21 protein-coding genes are annotated in these 20,263 nt (G+C 45.4%); 10 read left to right on the top strand and 11 right to left on the bottom strand.

From position 1 onward, the window contains the following. Nucleotides 1-32 precede the first annotated feature (32 nt). Both HH682_RS01620 and HH682_RS01625 read right to left on the bottom strand, forming a co-directional pair. Complete coding sequence (locus HH682_RS01620; RefSeq protein ID WP_214235615.1) at nucleotides 33-821, bottom strand: sulfite exporter TauE/SafE family protein; 789 nt, start codon at nucleotides 819-821, stop codon at nucleotides 33-35. 199 nt (nucleotides 822-1,020) lie between these two features. Continuing rightward, complete coding sequence (locus tag HH682_RS01625) at nucleotides 1,021-1,233, bottom strand: hypothetical protein (protein ID WP_214235617.1); 213 nt, start codon at nucleotides 1,231-1,233, stop codon at nucleotides 1,021-1,023. Between the two features lie 217 nt (nucleotides 1,234-1,450). Here HH682_RS01625 and HH682_RS01630 point away from each other — a divergent pair, with 217 nt between their 5' ends. The 4 genes from HH682_RS01630 (at nucleotide 1,451) to dld (ending at nucleotide 5,554) form a co-directional block, all read left to right on the top strand. Next, nucleotides 1,451-2,260 (top strand): shikimate 5-dehydrogenase, encoded by an 810-nt coding sequence (locus tag HH682_RS01630; RefSeq protein ID WP_214236026.1) that lies wholly within the window; start codon nucleotides 1,451-1,453, stop codon nucleotides 2,258-2,260. A 122-nt stretch (nucleotides 2,261-2,382) separates the two neighbouring features. After that, nucleotides 2,383-3,003, top strand: coding sequence for a trimeric intracellular cation channel family protein (locus tag HH682_RS01635; RefSeq protein ID WP_214235618.1), 621 nt, complete (start codon nucleotides 2,383-2,385; stop codon nucleotides 3,001-3,003). 92 nt (nucleotides 3,004-3,095) lie between these two features. After that, a complete protein-coding gene (gene nfsB, locus HH682_RS01640) occupies nucleotides 3,096-3,740 on the top strand; it encodes an oxygen-insensitive NAD(P)H nitroreductase (RefSeq protein ID WP_214235620.1) in 645 nt (214 codons plus the stop codon). A gap of 116 nt (nucleotides 3,741-3,856) precedes the next feature. Further along, on the top strand, nucleotides 3,857-5,554 hold the full coding sequence (gene dld / locus HH682_RS01645; protein WP_214235622.1) for a D-lactate dehydrogenase: 1,698 nt from the start codon (nucleotides 3,857-3,859) through the stop codon (nucleotides 5,552-5,554). 13 nt (nucleotides 5,555-5,567) lie between these two features. Here the strand turns inward: dld and HH682_RS01650 are convergent, their stop codons facing one another. Continuing rightward, nucleotides 5,568-6,461 carry an NAD(P)-dependent oxidoreductase gene (locus tag HH682_RS01650; RefSeq protein ID WP_214235624.1) on the bottom strand — a complete coding sequence of 298 codons (894 nt, stop codon included), beginning with the start codon at nucleotides 6,459-6,461 and terminating at the stop codon, nucleotides 5,568-5,570. Nucleotides 6,462-6,790: 329 nt separating this feature from the next. Here HH682_RS01650 and HH682_RS01655 point away from each other — a divergent pair, with 329 nt between their 5' ends. Next, on the top strand, nucleotides 6,791-7,105 hold the full coding sequence (locus HH682_RS01655; RefSeq protein ID WP_214235626.1) for a hypothetical protein: 315 nt from the start codon (nucleotides 6,791-6,793) through the stop codon (nucleotides 7,103-7,105). Between the two features lie 3 nt (nucleotides 7,106-7,108). Here HH682_RS01655 and HH682_RS01660 read toward each other — a convergent pair whose 3' ends face one another. Next, a complete protein-coding gene (locus HH682_RS01660; protein WP_214235628.1) occupies nucleotides 7,109-8,155 on the bottom strand; it encodes an AbrB family transcriptional regulator in 1,047 nt (348 codons plus the stop codon). Between the two features lie 155 nt (nucleotides 8,156-8,310). Here HH682_RS01660 and HH682_RS01665 point away from each other — a divergent pair, with 155 nt between their 5' ends. Together HH682_RS01665 and HH682_RS01670 are read left to right on the top strand one after the other, a co-directional pair. Continuing rightward, entirely contained in the window at nucleotides 8,311-9,474 is a 1,164-nt protein-coding gene (locus tag HH682_RS01665) for a hypothetical protein (protein ID WP_214235630.1), read from the top strand. After that, nucleotides 9,474-12,272: a virulence factor SrfB gene (locus HH682_RS01670; RefSeq protein WP_214235631.1), complete on the top strand. Its 2,799-nt coding sequence runs from the start codon at nucleotides 9,474-9,476 to the stop codon at nucleotides 12,270-12,272. The genes HH682_RS01665 and HH682_RS01670 overlap by 1 nt, the downstream gene beginning before the upstream one ends. On the opposite strand, the gene HH682_RS01675 is transcribed toward HH682_RS01670, so the two are convergent. From HH682_RS01675 to HH682_RS01690, 4 genes are all read right to left on the bottom strand, one after another. Further along, entirely contained in the window at nucleotides 12,269-12,565 is a 297-nt protein-coding gene (locus HH682_RS01675; RefSeq protein ID WP_214235633.1) for a barstar family protein, read from the bottom strand. The two genes, HH682_RS01670 and HH682_RS01675, sit on opposite strands and share 4 nt — an antisense overlap. Further along, nucleotides 12,566-13,030 carry a ribonuclease domain-containing protein gene (locus HH682_RS01680; RefSeq protein ID WP_214235635.1) on the bottom strand — a complete coding sequence of 155 codons (465 nt, stop codon included), beginning with the start codon at nucleotides 13,028-13,030 and terminating at the stop codon, nucleotides 12,566-12,568. It lies immediately after the preceding gene. Nucleotides 13,031-13,152: 122 nt separating this feature from the next. Further along, nucleotides 13,153-13,497 carry a helix-turn-helix domain-containing protein gene (locus HH682_RS01685; RefSeq protein ID WP_214236028.1) on the bottom strand — a complete coding sequence of 115 codons (345 nt, stop codon included), beginning with the start codon at nucleotides 13,495-13,497 and terminating at the stop codon, nucleotides 13,153-13,155. A 111-nt stretch (nucleotides 13,498-13,608) separates the two neighbouring features. Next, nucleotides 13,609-14,058 carry an Rrf2 family transcriptional regulator gene (locus HH682_RS01690; protein ID WP_214235637.1) on the bottom strand — a complete coding sequence of 150 codons (450 nt, stop codon included), beginning with the start codon at nucleotides 14,056-14,058 and terminating at the stop codon, nucleotides 13,609-13,611. A gap of 208 nt (nucleotides 14,059-14,266) precedes the next feature. On the opposite strand from HH682_RS01690, the gene tus reads away from it, so the two are divergent. After that, complete coding sequence (gene tus / locus HH682_RS01695; protein ID WP_214235639.1) at nucleotides 14,267-15,187, top strand: DNA replication terminus site-binding protein; 921 nt, start codon at nucleotides 14,267-14,269, stop codon at nucleotides 15,185-15,187. Here the strand turns inward: tus and fumC are convergent. Beyond that, complete coding sequence (gene fumC, locus HH682_RS01700; RefSeq protein WP_214235642.1) at nucleotides 15,184-16,581, bottom strand: class II fumarate hydratase; 1,398 nt, start codon at nucleotides 16,579-16,581, stop codon at nucleotides 15,184-15,186. The two genes, tus and fumC, sit on opposite strands and share 4 nt — an antisense overlap. A 247-nt stretch (nucleotides 16,582-16,828) precedes the next feature. On the opposite strand from fumC, the gene HH682_RS01705 reads away from it, so the two are divergent. Further along, entirely contained in the window at nucleotides 16,829-18,319 is a 1,491-nt protein-coding gene (locus tag HH682_RS01705; RefSeq protein WP_214235644.1) for a YdgA family protein, read from the top strand. Nucleotides 18,320-18,376: 57 nt separating this feature from the next. Here the strand turns inward: HH682_RS01705 and HH682_RS01710 are convergent, their stop codons facing one another. Together HH682_RS01710 and HH682_RS01715 are read right to left on the bottom strand one after the other, a co-directional pair. After that, on the bottom strand, nucleotides 18,377-18,637 hold the full coding sequence (locus HH682_RS01710; RefSeq protein ID WP_214235646.1) for a putative hemolysin: 261 nt from the start codon (nucleotides 18,635-18,637) through the stop codon (nucleotides 18,377-18,379). 66 nt (nucleotides 18,638-18,703) lie between these two features. Beyond that, nucleotides 18,704-18,949, bottom strand: coding sequence for a hypothetical protein (locus HH682_RS01715; protein WP_214235648.1), 246 nt, complete (start codon nucleotides 18,947-18,949; stop codon nucleotides 18,704-18,706). 198 nt (nucleotides 18,950-19,147) lie between these two features. Here HH682_RS01715 and add point away from each other — a divergent pair, with 198 nt between their 5' ends. Beyond that, nucleotides 19,148-20,149 carry an adenosine deaminase gene (gene add / locus HH682_RS01720; RefSeq protein WP_214235650.1) on the top strand — a complete coding sequence of 334 codons (1,002 nt, stop codon included), beginning with the start codon at nucleotides 19,148-19,150 and terminating at the stop codon, nucleotides 20,147-20,149. The last annotated feature ends 114 nt before the right edge of the window (nucleotides 20,150-20,263 follow it).

Below are 20,263 nucleotides of genomic sequence, written 5' to 3' on the forward strand. Positions count from 1 at the left end.
AGTGCACTACCTATGTAGCTCGCATATAGTAATTAGAACAGCATGGAGATTAATACCAATATCAGTAGTAATACGTATATACGAGCATGCCATTTATCCTTAATATTTGGGATGTATCGCTGGCTAATAAAAATGCCGATTAGACCGAAAACAACCAAAACTAAGAGTATTTTTAGACTGATGAATCCCATAAATGCATTAGCTGGGACTTTCCCCCATCCATTGATGGTATAGGTTACCGTTCCGCATAAGGCAACAGGAAAAGAAAGAGGATTCGCACTACTGACACACTCTTTCATTGCATGCCCATATCTACGTAATAGTGGGACTGTCATAACACTCCCACCTACCCCCAATAAGGAGGCAATACACCCAATTGTTATCCCGCCACCTTTTATGGCTAAAGAAGATAAATAGCGTTTATCAGTGTTAACAAAGAATCCCTTGTTAAAAACACAGTCGAGGATAGTGACTATCATGTAAATGATGAAAAGCACTCGTACTAGCGATTCACTTAAAATGCCTGATATCAGTGAACCCAAAATCGCACCGGTAGCGATAAACCAAAACAATGGAAAAATGATAGGCATTGAGAGTTTGCCGGCTTTAAAATTTTTATCACTAGCCCACCCAGAGTTAAAAACCATCACAGCCGTAGACGTCGCAACAGCAATGTGCATAGCATTATTCTCTAAACTGGGCTGACGTAAGAGCAGTTGGTACACAAAGGGTACAACGACAAAACCGCCCCCAAAACCAAATAGAACTGTAGTGATGCCTGTAGTTAAACCAACGCAAGCAATAATCAATATATCATTCAAAACATACCCTCTCAGAAAGAATTCTATGTTTTACACAGCATATTGAACCTGAAATTAAATGATAGTTTTTTTGTATAAGCAGCCCTATTTATCATAAGATTATTTTTTTGCGCGCACCGCTGCTACACCACTCGCCGACAAAATCCCCTCAACCGTCCAAAAGTGACACTTTCCCACCCAAAAACGGGCATAAATTACGTTACCCATTTGTTATCAACATCGGGCTTTTGGTTTGGGTCGCTTTCGCGGCTTCAAGGATTATTTTATCAGAATTGCCAAAGCTTCTTAAAATGGCCCGTGGCTGTGACGGCCACGACAAAATAGCCATCGACGCGGGCGTTTCGCGTTTTACCGCTTGCCAGCGCGCCTTATCACTGAGATAGAGTTGGGGGTTTAGCTGTGGTTTAACCATGGATCGCTCACTCCTGCCGATTGCTGAAAGCATTAAACGACAGATGATTGTGCGGTTCATGAATACCCGATTTTTATACTCAAGCACTATTTTGGAAAATATCTGGCATTACACAGCCTAATTTTTTCCCATGAGTCGCATTTTTTTATCGTGAACCTTCCATTGGAATCGGTTCACTGATAATAATATCGCTAAATATTATGACTAGGACTGAATGATGCTTAATAAAGATACCCAACTCTGTATTTCTCTTTCCGGCCGCCCCAGTAATATCGGCACCCGTTTTCATAATTATCTCTACCAAAAACTCGATATCGATTTTATTTATAAAGCCTTCTCCACCACCGATATTGAAGCAGCGATTAAAGGAGTACGAGCATTAGGGATCCGTGGCTGTTCCGTCTCAATGCCTTTCAAAGAGAGTTGTATACCTTTTATCGATCAGTTAACTGACTCTGCTAAAGCGATCGATTCAGTTAATACTATTGTTAACGATAATGGTATTCTCACCGCCTATAACACCGACTTTATGGCTATTCGTCAGTTAATCGCCGATCACCTGCCAGACAGTTCACAAACGGTTTTAGTAAAGGGTGCAGGCGGAATGGCCAAAGCCGTCGTCGCTGCATTTTATGATGCGGGATTTACCCACCTAAGCGTCATGGCCCGCAATGAACAGAGTGGGAAAGCATTAGCTAATAAATATCACTATCGTTATCAGTCCCCTGAAGATACCACGCCGGCGGATATCATCGTGAATGTTACCCCTATTGGAATGAGCGGCGGTACTGAGAGTGAAACCCTCGCGTTTGCCGAGTCGACGATTACCTCGGCCACTACCGTATTCGACGTCGTGGCATTCCCAGCACAGACGCCTCTGGTCAAAAAAGGCCATGCCCTGGGGAAAAAGGTGCTGAGCGGTGACCAAGTGATTGCACTGCAGGCATTAGAACAATTCGCGTTATATACGGGGGTCAGACCGAGTGATGCATTAATGCAAGAAGCGTCAGTTTTCTCCCGCCAATAAAGCATCCTCCCCTGCAAGGCACGGGAAACCCTTTTTTCCGTGCCCGTTATGGCATATCATCTGCCGGTCTCGTTGAGGCTCTCCTTGATGATACTCCCTCTATTTCTTTGAGCACTGTAGCCATGACTGTTCTTCTGCATTTTATTGATGTATTTGGTACTTTTGTTTTTGCACTTAGTGGCGCAACGGTCGGCGTAAGGCATCGTTTTGACCTGTTTGGCGTTTTTGTGCTGGCTTTTGTTACCGCTGTGGGCGGTGGCTGCGTCAGAGACTTATGCTTAGGCGCAACGCCACCTGCTGGGCTCATTAATGTCGAATACCTTATTTGTGTGATCATCGCCATTATGCTGATTACCTTTTTTCAAAAGGTTGTATTCTCTTTTGAAAAACCCGCGCTATTTTTTGATGCTCTCGGCCTCGGTTTTTTCGCCGCATTCGGTGCTAACAAGGCCTATATCCATACTCATGAAATTTTCTTTTCCATTCTAATGGGCTGTATCAGTGCTGTCGGCGGTGGATGTATCAGAGATATTTTAACTGGGCGCTCCCCTGTTATCCTGACTAAAGAGATTTACGCTAGCGCCGCCCTCATTGGTGCCAGTATTCAGCTATTGGGGTCGTCCGGCGTCATTCCACCGCAATACAGTATCTGGCTGGCGATTGGTAGTTGTACCGCGATACGTATGGTATCCCTACGCTATAACATCACATTGAAAACTATCGCCAACAAATACCTTGATTGAGTAGTTAACCCTATGTGCTTGATGTATTGCTCTGGTCACGATAAATCAGTAACGTACTTCATTATTATTTGCTCACAATGGTAACTTATAATATGAACATTACTGATCTAGCTTCAAACCGTTTTACAACCAAGGCCTACGACGCATCACGACCGCTGACTGATGAGCAGATTTCTGCCATCCTCTCGCTATTACAGAACAGCCCTTCCACACTGAATTTGCAAGGCTGGCATTTTCATGTCATCAACACAGAAACGGGTCGTGAGAAAATTGCTCCCGCTATTTTTGATCTAAATAAAACAAAAGTGGCCCAAGCACCTTTAGCCATTGTTTTTTCAAGTATCAATACGATCAATGATCAACATCTTGATGCCTTGGTGGCGCAAGAAGAAGTAGATGGTCGTTTTCGTGATGCCGAAGCACGACAAAAAAATGATGCCGGCCGTCGGGGCTATATTAATAATGTCGCCCACTCTCCTGAGTTTCAGCGTCAATGGATGGAACGACAGCTCTATATTGCATTAGGCTTTCTATTATTAGGGGCGCCAGCACTAGGTCTCCACGCTACGCCAATCGAAGGCTTTGATACCAAAAAAATGGACAGTATCCTAGATTTAGAGGCACAAGGTCTGCATAGTGTGGTGATGGCAACCATCGGCTATAACAGCGATGCAGATTTTAATGCGCAACTGCCTAAGTCTCGTTTCCCGCTCGATAAAATTATCACCCAATTATAAGCCCTATTCGGTAATCAGTATTGATTACCGAATTTTTGATTAATCATCCCCTCTTTCCCGACAGCGCATTTAGGTATATTGTTTTCCTATCATTCAGCAGGAAGGATCAGGCGGATATGGAACGACAAGCTTCAGCATTGCTTCAAGAGTTATCGGTTATTGTTGGAAACAAGCAAGTATTAACCTCTCAAGATGACAAAGCATTTTACACCACCGGTTTTCGCGTCGGCCAAGGAGAGGCTTTAGCCGTTATTATCCCCGAAACCCTGACTGCACTCTGGCAAGTTTTGAAATGCTGCGTCGCCCAAGACGTCATTATTTTGATGCAAGCGTCAAATACCGGCATTACTGGCGGATCTACGCCCGACGGTAATGACTATGATCGGCCGGTGATTATCATCAGCACCCGCCGCTTAAAAGGCGTTCAGGTGATCGATGATGGCCAGCAAGTGATTGCCTATCCTGGCTCAACACTGACCGAATTAGAAGATACGCTCAGACCTCTACAGCGAGAACCCCATTCAGTGATCGGCTCTTCCTGTATTGGTGCCTCGGTGATTGGTGGATTATGTAATAATTCCGGTGGTTCGCTGATCCGGCGCGGGCCGGCCTTTACCGAAAAGTCACTGTATGCGCAGATCAGTGAGCAAGGTGAAATCAGGTTAATCAACCATTTGGGTATTGATTTAGGGCAGACCCCTGAAGAGATGTTAAGTCATTTAGAATCTAAGCAATTTACCATCGGTGATACGGCAAACTGGCAAGGAAAAATTTGGGCCGATGATTACGCGGAAAAATTGCGTGATACGGAATCAGCCTCGCCCGCACGTTTTAATGGCGATCCCCATTACTTACATGATAGTGCTGGCTGTGCCGGAAAAATTATCGTTTTTGCAGCAAGACTCGCCACCTTTCCTGCGAGTAAAGCCACTAAAACCTGGTACATAGGTACCAATGATGAAAAAGTGCTTATCGCCCTGCGTCGTTTTCTGTTGAACAAGCTCGAGCACTTGCCAATTCAAGCTGAATACATTCATGCCAATGCCTTCGATATGACGTTACGTTATGCTAAGCATATGATTTTAGCCATACGTCAGCTTGGACCTCAATCGATCCCCGGACTGATGGCGAGAAAAGCTAAGTGGGATGTTAAGGTCAAAAATTTCAAGTGCTTGCCAAGTAACCTGACTGACCGACTGATTCAAGGTTTTAACCAAATTACGCCCCCTCTCGTCGCAAAACGTATTTTGGATTATCGGCGTCGCTTCCAGCATCACTTATTGATTAAAGGTGACAGTGAGCAAGCCGCTCAATTAACTGGCCTCCTCGATACCTTCTTTACTGAGCAGCAAGGTGAATATTTTATCTGCGATGAACACGAGGCACAGGATGCATTTCTGATCCGTTTTGCCGTAGGTGGTGCCGCCATTTCTTACTGCGATTATCTCGGTATTGACCCTAATGAGCGCCTTATTGCTTTTGATGCGGCATTTCGACGTAACGACGATCAGTGGTTATTTGATCTGCCTGCCCATCTCCAAGACCAGATACAAGCTGATTCATGTTGCGGACACTTTTTCTGTTTAGTTAACCATCAGGATTACATCTTGAAGCCTGGGGTCGACGGCAAGAAGTTTAAGCAAGAGGTGATTAATTATATCGAACAACGTGGCGCGCGTTATCCTGCTGAGCATAACGTCGGCCATCTGTATGCCGCTAAAGAGGACTATCAGCAACATTGGCGTGAACTCGATCCCACCAACAGCTGTAACCCGGGGATTGGTAAAACGAGTCGCCGTAAGTTCTGGCAATAAGTGTTTTAGGCGTTCACCCTTTTGTGAACGCCGTATCACATTGTGTTTCGAGGTAGTGTGCGATCACAGAGAGATCCTTATTCCCTAATCCCGCATCCACTGCAGATTGCCATAGATCAATGATCCCCTGTAAAGCAGGCATCTGGTTTGGCCCGCTGGTTTGCGCGGCAAGTTTTGCATCTTTTAAAGCCCATTTGAGCTGCATCTGCGGATCGTAGGTGCCTTGACTCATCATCTCTAATTTAGTTTTGGCGTAAGGCGCGGCCAAGGGACCGCCTTCTAATACTGACCAGAGGGTTTCTGGGCTAAAGCCGAGTTGTTTCGCCAAGCAATGGCTTTCCGCTAAGCTCTGCATTAGACCAATCAGCCAACTATTAACCACTAGTTTCATCGCACTGCCCGCACCCGCTTCCCCTAACCAGTGGATGGCCTGACTAATCGCCGCGAATACCGGTTCGATAGTCTTTTGAAGAGCACTGTCACCGCTGGCAAGGATGGCGATTTTCGCCATTTCAGCAGGTTTTTTTGTTCCTGATACGGGAGCATCGATAAAACCAACATCGGGACGTTTCTCTTTTAACAATGAATGAAGCTGTTGCGTCGCGTCAACGCCAATCGTCCCCATCTGGACAACGATCGCATTGTCGGCGAGTGATGAGAGTACTTGTTGCATAATCTCAAGCGTAATCTCAGCATTCGCCAACATCAGTATGACCGCTTCACTTTCCTCTACGGCCTGGGCAGGTGTCTGGGCGAGTGTCGCCCCCTTTTGCACTAAATCTTCACCCTTCTGTGCGCTGCGATTCCATACGCGGATCGTGAAATGATGGTTGGCCAAATTCGTTGCAAAAGCATGTCCCATTGCACCTAAGCCAAGTACTGCGACGGTAGTGATCTTCGTTTGCATAGCTGATTCCTCTGGTGATTAGTCACAGTGTAGTGCAACTCAGAGGTTAAATAAGTGTTCAGGGAGATTAAGACATATTTTGTTGTAAGAATCATAAACTACTGACACACTTCATTAACACCTTGCGATATACCACAGAGAATTTTATGAACCTCGAAATAATTCACGTTTTTACAAGTTGTATAGCCTTATAGGACCAATCACCACCTCCCTTGGAGGTGATTTAGGGCTGACAACTAATGGTTGTGATGATTCAGCTTTGCCCGAGGCTTTTGTATATACTTGCTGCTGAGAGGTATCTACATTTTAAGGATGGAAGGTGGAATGCTATGAAAGTGAGTGAAACGGCATTGCTGGAGTCAGGATTTAGCCATGATGATATTCAAAAAATCAAAAATAACGTGGAAAATTATGGCGGAACTCTTGAAGAAGCTATAAATGATCTCGCCCGCCGATTCAGTACGTTACTCTGGGTCACGGGTGTATGTATTGTGATTTTTCTATTACTGGTCGCTTTCAGTTCACCGATCAGAATAATGGCAGACGGGCTGGCAATGATCTTAGGGATAATCATCATGTCATTTGCTCAGCCCTTAGTAGTTTCATATAAATCATGGCGTTACCGAAAAATATTCAGGTGTTAACTATTAATGTATCCACCGTGCTACCAGCCGAGATAATGCAGGGCCCAGAAACAGCACAGCGATAAAACGACCGGTTTGCATCGACATGACGAAGGGCTGATTAACCGATACCGAAGAGGCAATGATCGCAACAGAATCCGCTCCGCCAGGGCTAGTCGCTAAATAGGCACTTAACGGATCGATACCGGCATATTCCACTAATATCCAGGCGAAAATGCAGCAAATCGCCATCAATAGTATTACCGAAAATAAGATTGCTGGCAGCGCATGAAAGGCATAACGAAGGATATCTTTGGTGAAACGTAACCCTATACTCCAACCAATCACAGCATAAGCGGTCGCTAATAGAGGCAAGGGTAACTCGATATGCAAACCACCGACATTCATGGCCAGATTACTGATGACCATGCTGAGTAATAAAGGGGCGGCGGGAAGAGAAATCACCTTGGACAGTAATAACGCGGCAACAATAATCACTAAGGTGATGGCGAAAGCGCCCCAAGCGATGGACTGTTCAAGCTGAGTGAGAGCGGAAGTAGCTGAACTGTCTGGTGCGAAATAATGACTTACTGCGGTGGCCAATAAGGTGACAAGGAGTACACGCAGATATTGCATAAAGGCAACCAATCGTACATCAGCGCCAAAATTACCTGCCATAAGGGTCATTGCAGTGGCACCCCCCGGTGACGATCCCCATAGTGCCGTTGTGCCTGGTAAAATTTTGAATTTTGCTAACACTGCGCCAAGCAAGGTACTGACTGCAATAACTGAAAAGACCGTCATGATAAAGATCGGCCAGGTGTGCTGCATCGCTTTAAATACTTCAACGGGCATTGCGCGTGCAATCATGGCTCCGACCACCGCCTGCGAAGCACAAAACAGAGTACGATTTAGTGAGACCATCTGTTTGGCGACGGCAAAGATGATCGCGATAAACATCGGGCCAAGCATTAAGGCGGCCGGTAGATGGATTATTTCCAGCAATGAAACGGCAACAAGACTGAGAATAACTAAGACAAGCCAACGTACTATTCGCGGTGAGTGTAACACACGCCCTCCCTCTCAATCGTTAGCGACGGAATAACTATACGACTAATAATAGCCGAGTTAGGCCGACTAAACATAATCTATTCGCAGCATAAAGTGAGTTTGAGCTCCGTATCATAAGTCATTAATCACGAAGAATGAATAAACTGAGATGACTTATGGTGAAGACAGTCTTACAGGTAGAAAAGGGGCAAAATTACATTGCCGTGAATGTCGAAGGCATACCATTAGGGCGTTATGCGCCACAGATACTTCACCTGTTATCGCAGTATGGTCTTGACGCTATTAAAGGATCGCTTGCTCAACCTATTTTTACGCATCATGGCTTAGCCTCACAGTGGCTTTCTCCCGTATCCTCACAGCCGATCACGCCTTGGCGGGAGGCAACGTTGCCGCAGCAAGTAAGCTGCTTAGCGACGTTGATTGAGATGGCAAAAGCAATTGAATCCTTACGTCGTGAACTCTCACAACACGACAATCGTTCTTTAACTATTATCGACCAAGTTTTGAAGAACTTAACGGTCATTCCCTCTACTGATGCAATTTTTTTAGTTAACCAGCAACCCTTGTTACTTTATTGGGGCTATTACAGTCAGGACCGTCATGCAGTCGATTTTTATCATCTTCACAACAGATTACAGCAGACGCTAGGCGAAGAATCCTCCCCCGCACAACCGGATACGACTGTACTGCCGCGGCTAGCTCATCATAAGACTTCGCGTATCTACTATACCGCTGCGGCATTAGGAGCACTGTCTATCGCCGGCACGCTTTGCTTCAACGCTATGCAACCTACGAAAATAGTGCCGACGCCGCCAGCACAGGAATTTGTCGCCCCGGCGGATGAGGTCAAGCTCACCCTTAAGGCGTTAACCGCTGCAACCCAAGCATTACCGATCCATGCTGCAGAATATATTGCTCCTCCTCCTAGGGTAAAGCCAGTCGTGATGAAGAAAATCAGGGTGCCGATAATGATCCCCGAGCGGTCGCGTTACCAGGGAAATACCGATTTTCTTGATGGGACATGGCATGCCAATCTGAAGGTGAATACCAAGATTGCCATAATAACTTATCGGTTCAAACACGGACAGGCAAGCACCACCGTAAAGAACGGGCAACAGCACTGTGTCACAACCAGTCAAGCCGCTTTCACCGCTGCCGGGCAATTGTTCATTAATACCGCTAAAACGCATTGCAATGATAGCTCGAGGTTACCTGCCATCACCCTTGTCTGTGAGAAGAGCGCGCCAAATACCCAGTGTATCTGGAAACAAAATCCGTCAACCACTCTGCCTGTCGTACTATACAGTGAGGGAAAATAATGCCAATTTTAGGTCAACAACCGCAAATACTCTTTATGGATTCAGGAGTCCAGTTTATCGATCGGCACTTTATCATTGATCCCACACACACCCAATCAGCATTTATTCGGGCAAGTGTTCAAGGCCCTCTCTGTGAAGTCACACCCGATGAAATGGGCCACTACACCTATTGTGTAAACGACAAAGCGGCCGTGGAATGGGTACGACCTGAATACTATTTTTCCTTATCTGAATCACTAGAGGTGTTACAACATCACTGGCTACCCATCCCTTATTTAACGATGAAAGGATACAATGATACCCTTCGCCCGACGAATTGGGCGCGAGCCTATCTGTCCCCGCACCCCCAACGCGATCAAGGTTGGAAAATTACCTTAGCCTTTGATACCGCGGTGAGTGACGATGACGACAGCTTACAGCCTGGTCGGTTTGAGGTGCAGCAGGGGCAATTATTTGAATTCCCTCAACATCCTAAAGTCTGGCAACACTTTTTTCAGCAAGCTTGGGTCAGTGCGTGGATGGAGTCTATTTATTCTGCTACGACGCTAGAGGCTACGGTGCACTCCCCAGCATTTATGTGGCAAGCCCACTACATTAATCTGCTTAAAATTTTGATGCATCAAGTTAAGCCTAACCCTATCTTATTACGGGAAGTATCGCTGCAGAGAGAGTCTATTGCGGTAGATGCGATCATCGACTTAGGGAACAGTAATAGTTGTGGCGTGTTGTATGAAGCTGAGGCGAATCGCGCGAATCCGCTCAGCATCTGTAGTGAACTACAGATCCGAGATCTCAGTTGCCCCACCAATGATCGCTACACAATTTTTAGTAGCGAATTAAACTTCTCACCGGAGCCTTTTGGAGAACGGGGATTATCCTCGGCAAGTGGCAGAATGGATGCCTTCCAATGGCATTCGCTAGTACGTATAGGACCTGAGGCTCAACGCTTAAATGGTCAGTCACACAAGGATCTTCAGTATCAAGGGATCACCTGTCCCCGCCGTTATTTATGGGATGATCACGCCTCTCCATTTACCTGGTTTAATGCCACGCAGACGCAACGAGCTCAGTATTCATCCATCGATCATCCCCTAAGTTTATTCATTAACGATCAGGGTAACCTATTAAATGAGTTACCTGTCGCGGCACGGTTCCCTGTTTTTGTTCCCCAATTTTCACGGGCGACGCTTTTCACTTTTCTTATCACCGAACTCATTAACCATATTGCTATACAAATCAATAGCATAGACTACCGCCAACGACAAAATAATACTGAGACCCCACGTTTTATTAGACGCGTTATTTTCACCTTACCGGTAAATTTTACCGCTATAGAGCGAGAGCGTTTTTATTTGCTCGCCCAACGCGCCATTGAACTGATTAAAGCCATACAACCCAAATTTTTCCCAGTAAGCTTTAATAATATCGAAATAAGCTTCCCTTGGGACGAGGCCTGTTGCGGACAAATTTTTTGGCTATGGCAGCAATTGCGTAACCAGTCAGTTTCAGCTCTACTTCAACGCTATCATCGCTCTCCTCACACCCCGCCCTTACGTATTGCGTTAGTAGATGTCGGAGGAGGAACAACAGATTTAGCGATTACTGAGTATCCTTTATCAACGCCTGATAACGCTCATTCGCATGCCCTTTCCCCTCAATTACTGCTAAGACAAGGCTTTACCTTAGCGGGTGACAGTTTGTTAGAAGATGTTATTACCCATTTTTTACTTCCACAGCTTGCTGAGTGTTTTCGCCTGCAAGGAGTAGCCTCTGTTGAGTTGATCCTCGAACGGTTATTCAGTCGTGAAAAGAGTTATGAGGGTGATACGGTATGGCGTCAGTATGTGGTGAGGCACCTGTTGTTGCCTGTGGTGGAAGATATTCTCTGGCGTTATCGTCTAAAAGAAACGACCTACTTTTGCCGCGTCAGTCAGTTAATCGATAGGGATATTTTTACCTTTATCGAGTCCAGCTTAGCGGACAAAATTATTGGCCTCTCCGCTAAGAGTATCCGGGTGGATTTGACGGAATTATGTTTTCAATTGTCGTTTAAGGATTTTGTTGAATTTTTACAGGGCGAAAGATGTCGGTTGAGTCAACTTCTGACATTAATAAGTGACACTGTCACTGAAAAGCAGTGTGATGTGGTCTTACTCAGTGGGCAAGTGATGGAATTGCCACTTTTTCAGCAGATATTTCGCCGTCCAGCTACTGACACTTGTCTATTAACCGCGTTAACGACGGACGCAAGTTTACCATTCTGTGCTTCCGGTAAATTAGCGAATGGTAAACATGCAACGAGTTTAGGTGGCTTACTGTACACGTTAACGGCGGAACAATTAACCATGGAGCGATCCATTTTGCCCGGTAACATCAGCAATGTTCCGGTTGAACGCTGGTATGGGCCACTCGCGTTAGATGGAAGATTAGAATATGCCTTGCTGGCTCCCCCCTATCAAACTACGCTGCGCACTAGCCTCACAATTACTCAGCCAACCTCTATCGGTTATCGTTGTAGAGAGAATTCCACGGTGATTGCTTCCCCACTTTTCGCGCTGATCCCTAATCGTCAGAAAATTGATAATTTGGCATTAGGTATCACGCTAGAGCTTGAGTGGCATTTCGATCCACAGGGCGAGTTACTCGCCCTGCCTAACCTAATCGGCCTACAAGACAGCCGACAGCAGAGCATAGATCGACAGTGCGTGACCCTTGAGATGAATACCCTGTCACTGCGGGGTAATAGTCAAGAATATTACTGGCGTGATGACGGGCGCGTAATGGCCCCCCTTACCTAGCAATCTTCGGCTTTATCCTGTTCAAGAACTATATGGTATTGATCAGGAGCTTCTTCTCTTGCCTCATAGAAAAGGTCCACAATAGCGGCTAATGGTTGGTCAGCCGCTAATTGTTGCGGTTGCAAGTGATGAAAGTAACAGGTTAAAGGCAGAGGAAATTCACCAGTCAACCAATCCCACAACGCATCAAGCGAATCACCAAAAGCGTTGCTCGCTTGATATTGCCGACGTAATTGATGATAAAAATCCGCACGAGAGTGTATGTGTTGGCAATCAAAATGAAGCATAAACATTTAAGGCACCTGTTGGAAGCTGCGATAATGATCGGTGGTAAGGTAAATTAACCCATCCGATGAAAACAGTAATCGGTCACTGTTACGGCGTCCACAGCTGAAATTGACATCAGCCTCTTGCCAGTAACGCCCTGATTGCTCGGGAAGACGATGCTCTCGATTCGAGAAGCGATCCCCACCTATTACCCTACCCGGCATGACATCACATAAATTACCCTTGGAAGCAATCCATCCTTGATGGCGAGCTTCACCTTTACGAATGTAGTAATCAGGTAGCTGTTGATGGGAACGCAGATAACGCGCCACAGTAATGGGATTGGTTTTAGCTTCAATTGATGAAGACGCTTGCCCAGACGAGGATGTGGTTACGGTAGATGACGTTGATGGGCTATGCCACGCTTTCAGCGCAAAGCCAATAATTAGCATTATGACAATGATCAACGGACGAAATTTTTTAAGCTGCATAAAAGTTACACGTCAAATAAATCGTGGAGAAAGTCTAGCAGAGTGCCAGTGGGATTACGATGAGAGAAGTATGGCTGTTCAGCATAATGCACCGCCTTGTAATAAGGCGGAGTAAAATAAGTTTAATGCATGGTTTGGACAGGAGAAGCATTACGGCGCCAGGTACCAGGGGCCATACCGTATTGGCGTTTAAAGCTGCGATTAAAGGATTGCTGAGAGTCAAATCCCATGGAAATCGCGACAGCCAATATTGGCTCATCTGAATGTGTTAGACGACAAGCCGATTTTTCTAATTTTTTTGTTCTGATGTATTCACCAAGCGCGTGTCCAGTATGCTCTTTAAACATCCTTTGTAGATGCCATTTAGAGTAGCCAGCACGGTCGGCAACCATATCTAAGTTTAAGCGGTTCTCGATATGGGTATCAATCCAGTGAATTAAATCATCAAAGAAAGAACCATTCATCAGTGACTCCTAGCGAAATAAAGTGTATCTTTTTTAGTTGCATTAAATAATGCATCTTAATCCGATTAAATGCAACCTTTAAAGTTGCACTTTATTTTTGCTAGTGAAAGGAAGTCATTCTAAAAGCGGATTTAGTGCCTTCCCCTGCTTAAGGGCGATTAGTGCATCGGCGACGGTATGTTTGGCTAATACCTGTAAAGAAGCTTGTTCCGCCTCTTCTGCTATCTGTTTGAAATACCAGCACACATTAGCGCTTACAACACAACAAGGCTTTTTTACATCCGGGCGGGAATTGAGTAGTTTTTTCTCATGGCTTACTGCCATATAAATATCGCAGAGCGTAATCTTCTCTGCGGGACGAGCAAGGTGAATTGAGCCGGTACGGCCTAGTGTCGTAACAAAAATCCCTTCTCGTGTCAGGGGGACCATCAATTTACGGATTAGACTTGGATTGGCTTCAGCACCATTACCGAGAGTATTGCTGGTCGAACGTTTTCCTTGTTCTTCAGACATTGCGACACTGAGAACCATTTGTAGTGCAGTTGGAAAACGATAATCTAACATCAAAGCCTCTTCACATCAGAAATAAGAACATTCGTAGAGAACCCCACTACTTTAACAAATATCGATCGATAGAAGAAGTTCAGCGGAGAATCACCGCACATTATACGTAGTCCGGTCGCCCTTTTCTATTATGACTTGTTTATTGCCAGAGTCACCGAAGCACAGTAGAATATTGCCACACTATAGTATGTTGTAACTAAGGACTACCATGCGTTACTCACTGGTTGAAGAAATGCGCGAGACGCTTAATAGTATCGAAACCCAATTGGCCGCGTTTTGCCAGAGCATTGAGGCTGCACAGCTAATGGCGGCACGAGTTTTCGTCCTTCCTCCGATTCTTAAAGGAGAAGAGCTTACGCCCACTCCTATCATCAGCGTCGAACAGCATGTCGGACGTCAAGCACGCCAACTTGCTTTGCAGCACTTTTCCCATCTCTATTTGCAACAACAAGCTGAACAGCAGAGTACGCGCAGCGCGACTCGACTCCCAGGCGTAATTTGTATAAAAGTCAGCGCTGAGGAAAAGCGAAAGTTGATCGCATTGAGCACCACGATTAATCAAGCTAAGCAACTATTTCAACAACTTATAACTGTCGATACTGGCCTGCCTGCGGCGGCTCGATTCCCCTTCGTCCATCAACACTTCCCCGGATTACTGACTTTAAATACCTACCGTACGCTTAATGTTTATCCGAGTGTCGACTCTGTCAATTTCGGCTGGGCAAATAAACATGTCATTAAACGTCTAAATCAACACGATGTCATTGAGATGTTGGAGAAGAGTCTTAATGCCGGACGAGGGCGTGCGCCGTGGTCACGTGAAGAGTGGGCAGAAAAAGTGAATGAAGAATTGAGGTTGATCAAACAGCTTCCTAGCGACTGTCGTTTAAAAATCAAGCGACCGGTAAAGGTTCAACCTATCGCACGACTTTGGCAGAGTACTCAGCAGAAACAGACGCAAGTCGCCTGTCCGAATCCGCTGATTATTACTTGTTTAGAGGGGGAAACCTTACCCGAGTTGGGGAGTTTACCGAACTATGATGAAGAGAATATTATTCACCGCCATAAGCCTGATGCCCATCCTGCGACGTTAATCATTCCGCGCTTATGGCTGTGGAAAGAAGACTAATCCTGTTGCTGACCGGTCATGTGTTCGGGTCTTACCCATTGATCGAATTGTTGTTCGGTCAGATACCCCAATTCCAGCGCCGAAGCTTTCAGCGTTAAGCCTTCATGATGCGCTTTTTTGGCGATTACCGCGGCTTTATCATAACCAATATAAGGATTGAGTGCCGTAACTACCATGAGCGAATTTTCAACCAATTGTTGGATACGCCTCCTATCTGGCTCAATACCTAATGCACAGTGTTCAGTGAAACTGTGCATACCGTCAGCCAATAATCGTAGACTTTGCAAAACATTATGGATAATCATTGGCCGGAACACATTTAGCTCGAAATTTCCCGAGGCTCCGCCCACTGTAATCGCGACATCATTACCCATCACTTGCGCACAAATCATTGTGAGGGCTTCACATTGTGTTGGGTTAACCTTACCCGGCATAATCGAACTTCCCGGCTCATTCTCTGGAATGGTAATTTCACCAATGCCACTGCGCGGACCACTGGCCAGCCATCTCACATCATTGGCAATTTTCATTAGTGATGCAGCCAGTCCTTTCAACGCGCCATGAAAATGAACTAAGGCATCGCAGGTTGCTAATGCCTCGAATTTATTCGGTGCGGAGGTGAAAGATTCACCGGTGAAAGTAGCGATTTCCTGCGCTACCAAGTTAGCGTAGTCTGGATGGGTATTAAGGCCGGTTCCCACCGCTGTACCGCCCAAGGCTAGCTCTGAAAGATGATCCATTGCGGCAATCAAATGGGATTTAGCAAAGGTTAACATACTCACCCAACCGGATATTTCCTGCCCTAAAGTGAGTGGCGTAGCATCTTGTAGATGTGTTCGACCTATTTTCACCACATCGCTAAAGCTCGCTGATTTTTGGCTCAGCGCTTGAGTTAAGGTCTCAAGCGCTGGGATTAACTGCTGGACGGTCGCAAGTTTTGCAGCAATATGCATGGCCGTCGGGAAGACATCGTTGGAACTTTGGCTTTTATTGACATCATCATTAGGATGAACTTTCCGTTCCATCCCCCTCTTTCCCCCTAACAACTCGCTAGCACGGTTCGCCAACACTTCGTTCATGTTCATATTGGTTTGCGTCCCCGATCCCGTCTGCCAGATAGCTAACGGGAATTCACTCGGGTGTTTATTCGCTAACACTTCATCGGCCGTATCAATAATGGCTGACGCCTTTTGACTGTCCAATAAACCAAGCTGATTGTTTACCGTGGCGGAAGCGCGTTTGGTTATGGCTAAAGCATAAATTAATGTTTGTGGCATTTTTTCAGTCGAAATTCGAAAATGTTCTAATGATCGTTGGGTCTGTGCGCCCCATAACCGATGGCTGGGTACCGCTATCTTACCCATCGAATCTTGTTCATAACGAAATTCATTCATTTTCCTCATCCCCCTGCATTATAAATATCTCTTAATTCTATGCCTTAATTACAAATTTGCCGTTCGACGGCATTAATTGGGAAGTTGACAGATACCGTTCTCGAAATATTCGCCCTGTACCCTGCCGTTCCTTGACAGATTAAGGGATTAGAATGTAAAAGCATGTAAAACAATTGTGGGGCAGTGGAGAAAATCCTTCACAGTGACCGCTGGCTAGATATCAGGATCGATAAGGACCCAAATAATTATGAAGAAGTCTAAAATTGCTATCGCTGTCGTTGTAGGGATTGGCGTTCTCTGGACCGGTGGCGCGTGGTTCACAGGTAAAAAAGCAGAACAGCATATCGATAAGGTCGTTGCGCAACTAAATGACCAATTAACTCAGCAATACCCTGAAGCAGGGTTAATTGTTACCCGTCAAGGTTACGAGCGACATATTTTCAGCAGTACTACGCAACTTATCGTGAAAAGCCGCTTACCGGCTGATGATGACAACGCGTTATTAGCACCGAACGACCAACTTGTTTTTAATGAGAAGATCAGTCACGGTCCTTTCCCTCTTGCTCAACTAAAACATTTGAACCTGATCCCGTCGCTTGCCTCAATACATAGCGAGTTAGCAAATACCCCTACTGTTAAGCCATTATTCGACTTCACCAAGGGCAAATTACCGTTCACTGCTGAGACACGGATTGGCTATGGTCATTCAACCTCTTCTGACATCCAAGTGCAGCCAATCCACTATAATGCGATGGACAGCAGCCTGAGCAGCGATACAGCCAATATTTCTCTTAAAACGTCGCCGGATAATAAAGCGATTGTCCTGAACATTGATGCGGGAAAAGTGTCACTCAATTTTAAAAATGACGCAGACGTTGATACTGAAATGACCATTAATGGTCTGTCTATCCATTCGGATAGTCGACTGAGTAACGAAGGTCTGCGTGTAGGCACTCAACAGATTGATGTGCAGAATTTCCTTTATGCGTTAAATCATAAGCCTGCGGTCCAATTAACGGGTATTAAAGGTAATTCAAATCTGGATAGTACTCAAAACCTAGTCAACGGTAGCCTTAACTACCAGATAGATAAGATCGACTGGCAGCAGCTGCCTCTCGGTTCTGCCACGCTAAAACTCTCTCTCCATAATTTTAGCGCGAGCGGCATGAAGACCTTTTATGATAACTACAATCAAGCCGTTGAAAAGAACATGGCGAATATCTCTCATGTCACCAATCAAGATGAACTACAGGCCATGCAAAACGAAGTTAATGCGGCTGTACTACAAAACATTCCCGTATTACTGGCTAATGCTCCGCAGTTCTCAGTCGATAGCTTAACCCTAAAAAATGATAAGGGTGAAAGCCAATTCTCAATGAAAGCTGACTTCAATGATCCTTCTAAGGCTCAGGTCACAAGTCAAGGCTTATCAGGTATCGTGGATAGCTATCTGAAACAACTGAATGCTTCATTATCGATTAACAAACCAATGGCGACACAACTCCTCTCTGTCATTGCCCAGTCTGAAGGTGTGCCTGTCGAACAAGCCGGTCAATTTGCTGCGCAACAAGTTCAGTCACTCTCAGCGTTAGGTGAAATGTATCACTTGACTACCAGTAAGGCAGATGAGCTTAATTCAGCATTGCATTACGCCTCAGGTCAAGTCAGCGTTAACCAAGATAAGATGACCCTTGAGCAGTTTATCGAGCAATATCTGACCTCAAGCAGTAATGATTAATCTTGTTCTTATGATACAAAAAACCCCACAGATGTGGGGTTGATTATGATTATTACTTTATTTTTGTGGGTGGTCACGGCGAAAGAGCGTCCACTCTTCAATACGCTCACCGGAGGGTAACGTACAGTAGCCACTGACGCCCTGAGCAGTCTTAACATTCTCCAGCTGCCCTTTTTGCGACAGACAGTAGACCGAAGCAGGATTGGCCATACCAATTTGATGTTGCGTATCAGGGTGCGAGTCGGATTGAGCGCAACCCGCTAGCGTAGCAACGACGGCAATCCCACTGATGCTCGCTAATAAAGACATTATCTTCATCTAATTCTCCTAATGAGTACGCTGACAGTATATCGGGTAAAGACCTGTTGCGGGATAGGAAGCGCCCTAAATTGTGTTAATCAGTCGATCTAAAATGATATCGCCCTGACCATTACGCTGTATCAGGCGATACTCACCACTAAATGAACGGCGTAAATTAATCCTATCTTGTAGCGTTACTCCGCCAGTCACCCTGCCTTGACCATCAATAATATGCCACTCTTTAATCGACGTTTGCCCTTGGGTGTGTAAATGGGTTTCATGCAGCAGCGTCAAGCGTTCATCATCTGCGAGAGTTAAATAATTAATCATCACCTGTTTACCTTTTGACCGTAGATCACTCCGCTTATTCTATATGTAATATTAATCTGTTTAATCTAATTTGTTTATCGAAGATTAAGTTTATGCCTCAATCGACGAAAACTTGCTCATAAACAACTAAAATATTGGCATCTCAGCGTGTGATATTTTTATACTATGCAGTACTTAAACAATTATTAAGAGTCGACCATGATTACACCCCAACTCCCCCTTACCGATATTCACCGTCATTTGGATGGCAATATTCGTGCAAGCACTATTCTTGATTTAGGGCGTGCCTTTAATTGTGGACTGCCTGCCGACGATATCGAAAGTTTACGGCCCCATGTGCAAGTGATGTCTAACGAACCTGATTTAGTTAGCTTTTTACAGAAACTTGATTGGGGGGTAAAAGTATTAGGGGATCTGGATGCTTGCCGCCGTATCGCTTACGAAAATATCGAGGACGCATTACGCGCCGGTATCGACTATACCGAACTTCGCTTTTCACCAGGCTACATGGCAATGACCCATAAACTCCCTATCGCTGGTGTTGTTGAAGCCGTTATTGATGGCGTGCAAGCAGGCTGCAGAGAGTTTGGTATTAGTGCAAAACTGATTGGAATTATGAGCCGTACATTCGGTGAACACGCCTGTGAACAAGAATTGGCCGCTATTCTGGCACATCAAGAGCAGATCGTGGCCGTTGATTTGGCTGGGGACGAGCTGGGCTTTCCCGGTGAGCGATTCCTTAACCATTTCCAGCGTGCGCGTGACGCGGGGCTTCGTATTACTGTTCATGCGGGTGAAGCGGCAGGTCCAGAAAGTATTTGGCAGGCCATTCAGCAACTGGGTGCAGAACGTATTGGCCATGGTGTTAAGGCGGTTCAAGATCCTGCATTGATGGATTACCTCGCTGAGCACGGGATTGGTATTGAATCTTGCCTGACGTCAAATATACAAACCAGTACCGTCTCTGACTTACGCCATCATCCTCTAAAACAATTTTTACAACACGGCGTTATGGCTTCAATAAATACCGATGACCCCGCTGTACAAGGCATTGAGTTAGCTCACGAATATGAGGTTGCTGCCCCCGCTGCCGGCTTAACGCCTGCAGAGATCCGTCAAGCGCAAGAAAATGGATTATATATGGCTTTCCTCTCTGATGATGAGAAACGTGCGTTAAAGGAAAAAGTTGCGCAAAGCTGAGCATGAATTGATTAAATTTTCACCATAAATTTATTACTCAGTGCTTATCCGCAGCTATATTCGCGTTACGACGTTGAGATACTCCCGATATTTTCAGATAATATCGGGAGATTT

The organism is Rosenbergiella gaditana, assembly GCF_018494065.1.
Taxonomy (GTDB): Bacteria; Pseudomonadota; Gammaproteobacteria; order Enterobacterales; family Enterobacteriaceae; genus Rosenbergiella; species Rosenbergiella gaditana.